The organism is Erwinia papayae (assembly GCF_058241465.1).
This window is the reverse complement of sequence record NZ_JBZCHT010000013.1, coordinates 1,484,768-1,496,993: the sequence shown is the minus strand read 5'-3', so window position 1 is coordinate 1,496,993 and position 12,226 is coordinate 1,484,768. Positions and strand designations below refer to the sequence as shown.

Annotated in this window: 12 protein-coding genes; 1 reads left to right on the top strand and 11 read right to left on the bottom strand. The window is 50.4% G+C overall.

Translation table 11 applies throughout. From position 1 onward, the window contains the following. Positions 1-8 precede the first annotated feature (8 nt). The 10 genes from carA to ribF form a co-directional block, all read right to left on the bottom strand. Positions 9-1,154: a glutamine-hydrolyzing carbamoyl-phosphate synthase small subunit gene (gene carA / locus AC3RPL_RS23140; RefSeq protein WP_490741682.1), complete on the bottom strand. Its 1,146-nt coding sequence runs from the start codon at positions 1,152-1,154 to the stop codon at positions 9-11. A 463-nt stretch (positions 1,155-1,617) separates the two neighbouring features. Next, positions 1,618-2,439 carry a 4-hydroxy-tetrahydrodipicolinate reductase gene (gene dapB, locus AC3RPL_RS23135; RefSeq protein ID WP_490741681.1) on the bottom strand — a complete coding sequence of 274 codons (822 nt, stop codon included), beginning with the start codon at positions 2,437-2,439 and terminating at the stop codon, positions 1,618-1,620. Positions 2,440-2,673: 234 nt separating this feature from the next. Then, positions 2,674-3,024, bottom strand: coding sequence for a hypothetical protein (locus tag AC3RPL_RS23130; RefSeq protein ID WP_490741680.1), 351 nt, complete (start codon positions 3,022-3,024; stop codon positions 2,674-2,676). A gap of 112 nt (positions 3,025-3,136) precedes the next feature. After that, positions 3,137-3,277, bottom strand: coding sequence for a hypothetical protein (locus AC3RPL_RS23125; protein WP_490741679.1), 141 nt, complete (start codon positions 3,275-3,277; stop codon positions 3,137-3,139). Between the two features lie 569 nt (positions 3,278-3,846). Further along, positions 3,847-4,101 carry a hypothetical protein gene (locus AC3RPL_RS23120; RefSeq protein ID WP_490741678.1) on the bottom strand — a complete coding sequence of 85 codons (255 nt, stop codon included), beginning with the start codon at positions 4,099-4,101 and terminating at the stop codon, positions 3,847-3,849. Positions 4,102-4,291: 190 nt separating this feature from the next. Next, complete coding sequence (gene ispH / locus AC3RPL_RS23115) at positions 4,292-5,245, bottom strand: 4-hydroxy-3-methylbut-2-enyl diphosphate reductase (protein ID WP_490741677.1); 954 nt, start codon at positions 5,243-5,245, stop codon at positions 4,292-4,294. Then, on the bottom strand, positions 5,226-5,696 hold the full coding sequence (gene fkpB, locus AC3RPL_RS23110) for an FKBP-type peptidyl-prolyl cis-trans isomerase (RefSeq protein WP_034936432.1): 471 nt from the start codon (positions 5,694-5,696) through the stop codon (positions 5,226-5,228). The genes ispH and fkpB overlap by 20 nt, the downstream gene beginning before the upstream one ends. A gap of 9 nt (positions 5,697-5,705) precedes the next feature. Beyond that, entirely contained in the window at positions 5,706-6,200 is a 495-nt protein-coding gene (gene lspA / locus AC3RPL_RS23105) for a signal peptidase II (protein ID WP_490741676.1), read from the bottom strand. Next, positions 6,200-9,016, bottom strand: a complete 2,817-nt coding sequence (gene ileS, locus AC3RPL_RS23100; protein ID WP_490741675.1) for an isoleucine--tRNA ligase — start codon at positions 9,014-9,016, stop codon at positions 6,200-6,202. The genes lspA and ileS overlap by 1 nt, the downstream gene beginning before the upstream one ends. 30 nt (positions 9,017-9,046) lie before the next feature. Beyond that, positions 9,047-9,985, bottom strand: coding sequence for a bifunctional riboflavin kinase/FAD synthetase (gene ribF, locus AC3RPL_RS23095; protein WP_034936438.1), 939 nt, complete (start codon positions 9,983-9,985; stop codon positions 9,047-9,049). A gap of 312 nt (positions 9,986-10,297) precedes the next feature. On the opposite strand from ribF, the gene rpsT reads away from it, so the two are divergent. Further along, complete coding sequence (rpsT, locus tag AC3RPL_RS23090; RefSeq protein WP_034936440.1) at positions 10,298-10,561, top strand: 30S ribosomal protein S20; 264 nt, start codon at positions 10,298-10,300, stop codon at positions 10,559-10,561. Between the two features lie 149 nt (positions 10,562-10,710). On the opposite strand, the gene nhaA is transcribed toward rpsT, so the two are convergent. Beyond that, entirely contained in the window at positions 10,711-11,871 is a 1,161-nt protein-coding gene (gene nhaA, locus AC3RPL_RS23085) for a Na+/H+ antiporter NhaA (RefSeq protein ID WP_490741674.1), read from the bottom strand. Positions 11,872-12,226 lie beyond the last annotated feature (355 nt).

Below are 12,226 nucleotides of genomic sequence, written 5' to 3'. Positions count from 1 at the left end.
GCTCCTGATTATTTTGCGTCAGCACGGTAGGCAGTGATCAGTTCGATAAAGTGATCGAACAAGGGGGCGGCATCATGCGGGCCGGGACTGGCTTCAGGATGCCCCTGAAAACTGAACGCCGCTTTATCAGTTCGATGAATCCCCTGTACCGTATGGTCGAACAATGAAGTGTGTGTCACCCGCAGATTGTCAGGTAAATTGTTGTCATCCACGGCGAAGCCATGGTTCTGCGCGGTGATCATCACCGTGTTGTTATCCAGATCTTTCACCGGATGGTTGCCACCATGATGTCCCAGCTTCATCTTGACCGTTTTAGCGCCGCTGGCCAGTGCGAGCAGCTGGTGCCCCAGGCAGATACCAAATAGCGGCACATCCGTTTCCAGTAATGTCTTAATGGCGGTAATCGCGTAATCACAGGGTTCCGGATCGCCGGGTCCGTTAGAAAGGAAGACCCCATCCGGATTAAGTTTCAGCACGTCTTCTGCTGAAGTTTGTGCCGGAACCACCGTCAGGCGACAGCCACGATCTACCAGCATACGCAGGATATTGCGCTTTACGCCGTAGTCATAAGCCACCACATGGTAAGGCAGCTCTACCTCACTTTTCGGCGAGGGTAAACCTTCCAGTTGCCAGCTTCCCTGCAACCAGCTGTAGGTTTCTTTTGTTGCCACTTCTTTTGCCAGATCCATTCCTTTCAGCCCGGGAAATGCCTGTGCTTTTTGCAGCGCCAGTGCGGCATCCGGCGCATCTCCGGCAATGATACAACCGTTTTGTGCGCCTTTTTCGCGCAACAGACGAGTTAACTTACGAGTATCGATATCGGCAATAGCGACAATGTTGTGACGTTCCAGATAAGCTGACAACCCTTCTTCACTGCGGAAGTTGCTGGTTATCAGCGGCAGATCGCGAATAACCAGCCCCTGAGCATGTACCTGGGAAGATTCTTCGTCTGCGGAGTTGGTGCCGACATTGCCGATATGAGGATAAGTAAGAGTAACAATCTGGCGAGAATAGGAAGGATCAGTGAGGATTTCTTGATAACCGGTCATCGACGTGTTGAAAACTACTTCCCCCACTGCCGACCCTGTAGCCCCGATGGCCCGACCGTGGAATTGGGTTCCGTCTTCCAGAACCAATAGCGCTGACTTAATCAAAACGTCCTCCAGAGAATAAACAGTCACAATATTTGCATATTAATTCAAAACAAAGCGATGAATCAATGCAAAAACCGCCTGACTGCTCGATTTTTGGCAAATTGCGCGCATTCTAATGATCGCCCCTGACCTTGTCCAGTGCGCATCAGATTTTTTCTTTCTTTTTTAGACAACTGACTGGAATTTCGGATGATTTACTCTGAAAACAACAACTATCCAGCTCATTTAAGCGATTGCACTCAGGATTGAGTTTGCGGGTGGCAAAAAAACACCATAAAAGTGGACCAGATGGTAAAAATTAGCATTTGAACGAAAAAAAAAGATGAAAAAACAGAAAAATATCATCCAGACATCATAAAAACAGTGAAACCATTAAAATACAGAGTAAAAAAAGGCAATAAAATTATTGCCATTACAATCAATATATTGAGATTTAAAAAACCACATCACAATGGTTATGAAATTATAAATCGTCCAAATTAAGCACATTTCTCATGTCAAAAAGTCCATTTTTTTGCGCTTTTACCCATACAGCGGCTTTCACAGCACCTTTTGCAAAAGTCATGCGACTTGAAGCCTTGTGAGTTATCTCAACTCGCTCGCCAATATCTGCAAATATCGCCGTATGTTCACCGACGATGTCTCCTGCCCGTACAGTCGCAAAACCGATGGTTTCTGCTTTACGTTCGCCGGTGTGCCCTTCACGCGTGTAGACGGCGTGCTCGTTCAGTTCCCAGTCCATTGCATCTGCAATCGCTTCCCCCATCGCCAGTGCCGTACCGGAAGGCGCATCCACCTTATGACGATGGTGCGCTTCGATTATCTCTATATCCGCATATTCGCCCATAACTCTGGCGGTTTTTTCCAGCAGCTTCAGCACCAGATTGACACCGACACTAAAGTTAGCTGCAAAAACGATAGCAATATCTTTAGAGGCTGCGCTGATTTCCGCCTTTCCTGCCTGATCGAAACCGGTGGTGCCAATCACCATCGCTTTATGATGCTGGCGACAGAAAGCCAGATACTCCAGAGTTCCTTCCGGACGTGTGAAGTCAATCAGCACATCAAAATCATCCACTACCGCACTCAGGCTACTGTTTACTCTGACGTCAAGTACTCCGGTGCCAGCCAGTTCACCGGCATCCACTCCCACCAGCGAGGAACCTTCGCGAACCAGCGCAGCCCCCAGACACACACCCTCTGCCTCGCAGGCGGCCTGAATAAGTTGACGTCCCATGCGTCCCGCTGCGCCAACGATGGCAAGGCGGATCTGTGCTTCTTTCATAATGAATCCCTTAATTCTGTGCATGCAAAACGCACTCAGGTTAACCAGCTGTTAAACAGTGCGCCACAATAAAAACCGGTAATAAGAATTTTATGTCAGTCAGACCAGATTATCAGTAAATTCAATCGCTCTGTGACGTGAAGATGCATGGTCTTGTATCAGAAAAAAAATGTAGCCACAGCATCGGCTGTGGCTACATTGATTATTTTGTAAAAAAAGTGCGGATACTTTTTCTTATGATGCCTGGCTCAGAATAACCGCTGACAACACGGCTCCCGTGCCGACGCCAACACCGAAACCGATGCTTGCTGCACTGATTGCACCTACTACCAGTACGGTCGTGACTACCGCAGCAGTCACCGCTGTGGCTACTGCGGCAGCAGCGATCGCAGCAGCGCCGACCACAGCCGCCCCGACTGCGGCACCCACCGCAGCTGAACCGGCCGCAATAGCAGCGACTGCCGCCGTGCCTGCTGCTGCCGCACCGATTCCCAATGCCACACATCCGGCAATCGCTAAGCTGATACCACCATCATAAAAACCGCCGCTGACCTGGTTGGACTCACACAGTGTCAATTCCCTCATAAGAGCTCCTTTCTAAACGCCTTTTGTAGCTGGAGGATCAGCTTGAAGAATTAGCAGCAGACTCAACGAGGGAACTGGTATCGGTATCAGAACTGCTGTCAGCCAGCAGAGACTAAATATAGGTGATCAGGGCACTGCCCCCTAAAACCACAGCTGTGGTAAGCAGAGCGCCTGCTACAGCCCCCACCAGACCCAGCGTAATAAAGATACCGCCACTTACTTCATTAATTTCGTTGTTCTTTAATTCTCTCATTATACTTTCCTTATATTGATAATTATTCCTGTGATAGTCCCTACACAACGCCGACTTAAAACTAATTAAAAATAGAAAATCAGTTCAGCTGCTGGTAGTGATGTGAACGCTATCATTGAAAAAAACACATCAACATTAATTTTGATACATTACTAACAATAAAAACATGCATGCATCCTGTTTATTCCTGTAAAAAACACTTGAACCCCCGATGTATTAACGACAGAAGTGCAGTTTCCCGTTTTATTTCAACAACCAGGATAAAATTGGAAAATTGATGTTTGAGAATCATTAGCAACCAGAGAAAACCTGATACTCAGTAAAAAGAAAGAACAGATATATTCATTTTTCAATGTTTGTTTTAATCATGAAAAATGATAATTAAAGTCTCATTAACTTTTGCTTAAAATCGCTCTTTTCAAATTTTTAAATAACACAATGTTGCTCCTGAGCAACCTTCAGACGTGTTTTTTCGCCGAATACAAGCTGGCGAAGAGGTTGAAATTTTACAGAAAAAAACGCGACACAAAAATATTGTGCCGCGTTTGTCGTTTTGGATAAAACCAGAGTTACGCTGTTGTATCTGAGCCGGCAGCAGATTGCACTATTCCCAGAATGATTGCCACCCCAGAGAGCGCTGTACCGACGATACCTGCCGCCATGGCGATAAAGCCCAGGCCAAGTGTTGGTACACCCAGGACAGCACCGCCTACAATTACCGGAATGGAAACAAGCAGACCAACTGCGCCCGCTGCAAGCAGACTGTTACTTTCTACAGCAGCGCCGCTGACACAACTGACTTCATGGAAGGTTAATTCTCTCATTATTAAGTTCCTTTTAAAAAAATGGTAATATCTACCTTAATAAAAGATGAAAAATGATTATTTGTTTAAATAAGCCATCCTGACAAGGTAGATTGATGCATAATGTAAATGCTCAGAAATATTAACCCAACAAATAAAGTAATTCTACTGTCGAAAGAATAACCCGGCTTAAAATCTACCGGGCGAAGGTTCAGGTGATGGTTTTAATATCGACGCGCAATTCTTTTGGTACTTCGAAGACGATATTTTCCTCGCGCCCAATCAGCTCAATTGCAACTTCACCACCCAGTTCACGCAGACGCTGAATCACCTCCTGCACCAGCACATCTGGCGCAGATGCTCCCGCCGTCACGCCAACGCAGTTCACGCCCTTGATCCACTCTTCCTGAATATCATCAGCAGAGTCGATCAACTTAGCCAGTTTACCTGCGCGCTGGGCCAGTTCCGCCAGACGATTAGAGTTGGATGAGTTGCGGGAACCCACCACCAGAACGACATCCGCGTCTTTCGCCAGAGTGCGTACTGCTTCCTGACGATTCGTGGTGGCATAGCAGATATCATCTTTACGCGGGCCAATGATCTTTGGAAAACGCTGACGCAGGGCATCAATAACTTCTGAAGTATCATCCACCGACAACGTCGTCTGGGTCATAAAGCACAGGTTATCTTCATCCCTGACCTGCAATTTATCAACGTCTGCCGGAGATTCAACCAGATACATTCCCCCTTTGGGATTGCTGTACTGGCCCATTGTGCCTTCCACTTCAGGATGTCCCGCATGACCAATCAGAATCGCTTCTGTGCCTTTACGGCTGGCGCGCGCCACTTCCATATGCACTTTTGTCACCAGTGGACAGGTCGCATCAAACAACATCGTCAAATCACGAGCCCGGGCTTCAGCCCGCACCGCCTGTGAAACACCATGCGCAGAGAAAATCAGAATTGAGCTGTCCGGAACCTCAGCGATATCTTCAATAAAGACGGCTCCGCGCTCACGCAGACTGTTCACGACATAGCGGTTGTGCACCACTTCATGGCGCACGTAGATTGGGGCACCATACATTTCCAGCGCCCGTTCCACGATGCTGATAGCGCGATCGACACCGGCACAAAAGCCACGTGGGTTAGCCAACAGAATTTGCATTGGTCGCCTCCAGTACCGGATTTATCTCCAGCACTTCAACATCAAAGTGAATCGTCTGTCCAGCCAGCGGGTGATTAAAATCTACGGTTATCGAATCACCGGAAATCTCGCGGATCACCCCAGGCATTTCATTACCATCCATACCGCTGAACAGCATAATCGCCCCAACCTCCGGCTCGCCTGCCTGGGTAAAATCACGGCGCGAAAAATACTGGATCAAATCAGGGCTGGCCATGCCGAAAGCCGATTCCGGCGGCAGGGAAAAGGCTTTTTTATCGCCAGTTTTCAAGCCAGTCAGCTCGGCCTCCAGACCTGATGACAGGCTGCCATCACCCAGACTGAACAGCGCTGGTTTGCCGTTGGTGCGTGTGGACTCCGCCGTTGAACCGTCGGACAGCTTCAGGGTGAAATGTACTAATACCGCACTGTCAGACTGTACCGAATCAGTCATAGCTGGCCCTTATTTAGCGTGCTTAGTGGCAGGAGCAAGAAAGCCCTCCAGAACAATCAGCGCGGCGCCCACACAGATGCCGCAGTCAGCGATATTAAAGGTGGCGAAATGCCAGCCACCGATATAAAAATCTATGAAATCAACCACAAAGCCATGATAAGCCCTGTCAAACAGATTGCCCAGTGCGCCGCCGATGATCAGCGCATAGGCGATATTATTCAGCTTCTTGCTGGCTTCACTGCGGTACATCATCACCAGCAATGCCACCACGATGGCCACCGCAATTCCGGCAAAGAACCAGCGCTGCCAGCCCCCTTTATCTGCCAGAAAGCTGAAGGCCGCACCGTAATTGTGCGCATAGAAAAAATTGATAAACGGCATTATTGACATCGATTCGTGCAGCATCAGTGTGTTCATGATCCACTGCTTACTGAAGAAGTCGATGGCAATCACCACCAGCACCAGCCACAGCCAGCGCAATCCGGTTGAGAATAAAGGCTTCATTATGCAAACTTACGCTGTTCACCAGCGCCCGCTATGTTGGTAGCACAACGTCCGCAGACGTCCGGATGTTCGGTACTCTGACCGATATCAGTAGTGTAATGCCAGCAGCGCGGGCATTTCTCACCTTCGGCTTTGTGCAGCGCAATTTTCAGACCTTTTACCAGCTCACTCTGCTGAGCTTCTTCTGTCGCCAGTGCATAATCGGCCACCTGCGCCCCTGACGTCAGCAATACGAAGCGCAGTTCATCGCCCAGGCTGGTCAGTTTTTCCGCCAGAGCAGCATCAGCATAAAGTGTGACCGTTGCTTCAAGAGAGCCACCTACGCGTTTGTCCGCACGTGCCTGCTCTATCACCTTATTCACTTCACCACGCACTTTCAGCAGTTCAGCCCAGAAGCTGTCATTCATTGCTTCATTTTCTGCCAGACCAAACAAGCCGTCATACCACTCTTCAGTGAAGACATACTTAGTGCGTTGCCCAGGAAGCTCATTCCAGATTTCATCAGCCGTGAACGACAGGACGGGCACCATCCAGCGTACCAGCGCTTCCGCAATATGGTAGAGCGCAGTCTGGCAACTGCGACGCGCCAGGCCATCAGCTTTCGCGGTGTACTGACGATCTTTGATGATATCCAGATAGAATGAACCCATCTCAATCGAACAGAATTGCATCAGTCGCTGAACAACTTCATGAAAGTCATACCGGCTGTAAGAATCGACAATATCTTGCTGCGCAGCCTGGGCACAGCCTACTGCCCAACGATCCAACACCACCATCTCTTCAGCTGTCACGCTGTCCGTTTCCGGGTTGAAACCGTTCAGGTTCGCCAGCAGAAAACGGGCGGTATTACGGATACGACGATAGGCGTCAGCGGCACGTTTGAGGATCTCATCAGACACGGCCATCTCGCCGGAGTAGTCGGTCGATGCTACCCACAGACGCAGGATGTCTCCTCCCAGTTTGTTCATCACATCCTGAGGCGAGACCGTGTTACCAATGGATTTGGACATTTTGCGTCCCTGACCATCCACGGTAAATCCATGTGTCAGTACCTGGCGGTAAGGCGCTTTACCTTTCATGGCGGTCGAAATCATCAGCGAGGACATAAACCAACCACGATGCTGGTCTGAGCCTTCCAGATACATATCCGGAGCATGGCCGCCAAATTCCGGACGCGCATCGACTACCGAATAGCTGGTTGACCCGGAGTCAAACCATACATCCAGGGTATCGGGAACTTTAATGTAGTTTTCCGCATCTGCACCCATCAGCTCGCTGGCATCCAGATCCCACCAGGCCTGAATACCGTCCTGCTCAACGCGTAGAGCGACTTTCTCCATCAGCGCCAGAGTATCAGGGTGGAGCTCTTCGGTCTCTTTATGCACGAACAGCGCCATAGGTACGCCCCAGGTGCGCTGACGTGAAATACACCAGTCAGGACGGTTAGCCACCATCGATTCAATACGCGCCTGGCCCCAGTCCGGAATCCACTGCACGCCTTTGATCTCCTGTAACGACTGCTGACGCAAACCTTTTTGATCCATGCTGATAAACCACTGTGGCGTGGCACGGAAGATGATAGGCGTTTTGTGACGCCAGCAGTGTGGGTAGCTGTGCAGCAGTTTTTCAACGTGCAACAGCGCACCTTTTTCACGCAGGAGATCGACCATCATGTCATTTGCTTTCAGAACGTTGACGCCATCAAGCGTGGGCCAGGTTCCCGGCAGATAGTTGCCATCAGGGCCAACCGGATTCGCCGCTTCAATCCCGTACTTCTGGCAGATAACATAGTCATCGGGACCGTGGGCAGGCGCAGTGTGCACCGCACCAGTACCCGCTTCCAGCGTCACATGTTCACCCAGTATGACCAGAGACGTCAGGTCAAGAAACGGATGCCTGAAGCCCATCAGTTCCAGCGCGGCGCCTTTCGCTTCACCGAGCACCTGCCATTCGCTAATCCCGGCACGTTTCATCACGCTGGCAACCAGCTCTTTCGCCAGGATTAATGCCCGACCGTTAATCTGTACCAGTTGATAGTCAAAGTCCGGATGCAGAGAAATAGCCCGGTTGGCAGGCATGGTCCACGGCGTGGTGGTCCAGATAACCAGCGAGACGGGCCCATCAACCTTGTCAGCACCAAATCTGGCCGCCACCGCCTCGCGGTCAACCGCATTGAACATCACATCAATTGACGGTGAAGTTTTGTCGTAATATTCAACCTCCGCCTCAGCCAGTGCTGAGCGGCAGTCAAGACACCAGTGCACCGGCTTGGCACCTTTATGCAGGTGACCATTACCGATGATTTTTCCTAACGCACGAATAATGTTGGCTTCGGTTTTGAAATCCATGGTCAGATAAGGGCGATCCCAGTCGCCCAGCACGCCCAGACGGATAAAATCTTTCTTCTGGCCTTCAACCTGCTCAGCAGCATAGTTGCGGCAGGCTTCGCGAAACTCAGCCGCCGTGACCTTCTCGCCCGGTTTGCCGATCATCTGTTCAACTTTATGCTCAATGGGCAGACCGTGGCAGTCCCAGCCGGGAACGTAAGGCGAGTCAAAACCTGCCATGCCTTTAGACTTAACGATAATGTCTTTCAGAATCTTGTTAACTGAGTGACCGATATGAATGCTGCCATTGGCATAAGGAGGGCCATCGTGCAGGATGAAGGTTTTTTTCCCTTTTTTGGCTGCACGAATGAGGCCGTAAAGATTGTCATCATACCAGCGCTGCAACATTCCCGGTTCGCGTTTGGCCAGATCGCCACGCATCGGGAACCCGGTTTCCGGCAAATTCAGGGTAGATTTATAGTCACTCATCAGCTTCTCGATTCCGTATTTCGCTTCTGTTTAAAGCGGTGTATCCAACCCAAAAAAGTGTCGGGCCGTCACCACATCTTTAGCAATTTGCTCTTTCAACGCATCCAGTGAGGAAAAGCGCTGCTCGTTTCGTATTTTTTTGCGGAGCACCACATCTATATGGCGACCGTACAGATCCATTGCAACATCCAGCAGATGAACCTCCAGCTGTTGACGCATACCGGACACCGTTGGACGGGTACCAATATTCGCCACGCCTGGGACCGGCCCCTCGCCAGCAATAAACACCTCAACGGCATAAACGCCTTTAACTGGCGAGACATAGCGCCTGAGCGGTAGATTAGCCGTGGGGAAACCGATGGTTCTGCCCAGTGCATCACCATGCACCACCCGGCCTGAAATGCTGAATGGATGACCCAGCAGCGTGGCTGCCAGTGTCAAATCGTCTGCCGCCAGCGCCTGGCGAACTGCCGTGCTACTAATGCGTTTGCCATCCTCACAGAAGGTCTGGGTGCTGATCACATCAAAGCCATATTCGGCACCGGCTTGCTGTAATAGCAGGAAATCGCCCTCGCGACCCGCACCAAAACGGAAATCATCCCCTACCGCGAGAAATCTGACGCCAAGTTTGTTAACCAGCAGATCGGCAATAAAACTTTGTGCCGACTGTGCGGCAAAACGCCCGTCAAAGCGGACACAGAGCACCGCATCAACACCCGCTTCGCTGAGATAACGTACTTTTTCACGCAGGCGCGTCAGACGCGGCGGGGCTTTGCCAGCTGCAAAAAGTTCCAGCGGCTGCGGTTCAAACAACATCACCACCACCGGCAGTTCACGCCGACGCCCTTCCTCGCACAGCCGGGCCAGTAACGCCTGATGACCACGATGTACGCCATCGAAATTACCAATGGTCAGTACGCAGCCGCGATGCTGCTCCCTGAGATTATGTATGCCGCGGATAAACTTCATGGCTGGCTCAAATTTATGGAAATCGGCGGATTATACCTTGTACAGCGATGAAGGTTAACCCACGAATGAGGCTTTAAGTAGTTCCTGATGGCTTTTTCCGCCTGGCGCGGATGAACCAGCGGCAGAGATTTTTATTGTGAATAAGCTGTATTCATCCGGATGAAGCTGGTAGAATCTTGCGCCATCGAAACGTAATCAGGTGCTGTTGTAACAACGGCGCTTATTTGCACAAATCCATTGACAACCTCAGGCGAAAGAGGCATATTCCTCGGCCTTTGTATTGTCCTTACAGAACTATTTGGGAGTTGGACCTTGGCTAATATCAAATCAGCTAAGAAACGCGCCGTAACGTCTGAGAAGCGTCGTAAGCACAACGCTAGCCGTCGTTCAATGATGCGTACTTTTATCAAGAAAGTATATGCAGCTATCGCTACTGGTGATAAAGCAGCTGCACAGACTGCATTTAACGAAATGCAGCCAATTGTGGATCGCCAGGCAGCTAAAGGCCTGATTCACAAGAACAAAGCGGCTCGTCATAAAGCGAACCTGACTGCACAGATTAACAAACTGGCCTAATCGCCCCGCTGTTAATACCGTGTTAAAAAGAAACCGCCTGAGGCGGTTTTTTTTTGCTTTCAATAATGCCCCAGCGCAGCTATGCCTGATAACCACGCTGGGGCAGCCGGGCCCCCGACTGCCATCTGTTCCGGCAGCCGCCCCCTGCTTTAGCGCAGTTTTATCCTTAACAGCGTGTAGCCCACCACGGCGGACACCACAGAACCAGTAAGAATGCCCAGTTTTGCCAGTCTGACCATCTCCAGATGAGCCGCATCGAAGGCCAGGGATGCGATAAATATCGACATGGTAAAACCGATACCGCACAGCACCCCAATAGCAGCAATGTCCCGCATACGTGTACTTTCCGGCAATGCTGCAATACGCAACTTCACCGCCAGCCAACAGATCAGGGTGATACCCAGCGGCTTACCGATAAACAGCCCCAGAATGATCCCTAACGGCACCGCCGACGCCAGCCCGCTCAGCGAAACGCCCGCCAACGAGACGCCTGCATTTGCAAAAGCAAACAAAGGCAGAATTACCCAACTAACCCAGGGTGCCAGACTGTGAGCCAGATGGATCGCTGGCGAGTGCCCATTTTGCTTCTCCAGAGGGATGAAGAAGCCCACAATCACCCCGGCCAACGTCGCATGTACACCCGATTTTAGCACCGCCACCCACAGTACCATCCCCACCAACATATACACCGTAATACTGCGTACCCCAAAACGGTTCAGCAGGGCCAGTAACAGCACGGCTCCGGCGGCAACAGTCAGCGCCAACATCGACAGATGCTGGGTATAAAAGAAGGCAATAATCAGGATTGCGCCCAGGTCATCAATCACTGCCAGCGCCATCAAAAACATTTTCAAAGCAGGGGGGACACGGCTACCCAACAGGGCCAGAATGCCCAGCGCAAAAGCGATATCCGTCGCAGTCGGGATAGCCCAACCATGAACAGCCAACGGATCGCTGTGATTGAGCAGCGCGAAAATCGCCCCTGGGGCAATCATTCCTCCCACTGCGGCAATTAACGGAAACATCGCCCGTTCACGGGTGGCTAGAGAGCCGGAAATCAGCTCATGCTTAACTTCTAATCCAATCATTAAAAAGAACAGCGCCATCAGCGCATCATTGATCCACAACAGCAGGTCTTTGCTGATATCCAGCGATCCGAAGCGGAATTCCACCGGCATATTGAGGATTGCCTGATATGTCTGTTGCGTCGCCGCACTGTTTGCCAGAAACATCGCCACCATCGCCGCGATGATCAATACCACACCACCAGTGGCCTCATTCTTAAGTATCCGCTTAAGCGCTAATTTCATTAAAACCTTTCCTGGAACAGAGATGACATTACAGCAGAGCCGGCATACGTACTCTCACTGCGCGTAAAACAGTTGATACCCTGAGTAGCCCCTGTCGTTTTCTGATAAATGGTTGAACGCATACTGAATTGTTCTGAGAACAGAAAGACAACAGAGCAGCCTGTAAAGATCGTTAAAAAGCAGGCTTGCAGGGGATTGTATCGCACAGCGCGCTGCTGATACGTTTAAAAATCCTCTTTACCCGGCAGCTTTACATATTATGGCAGGCTAACGCTGAGGAGAATCACAACCGCGTAACAGGGTGCAGGCAGAAATCTGTCCTGATGGCAGTAATATTGATTGTCCCCGGCTTGGG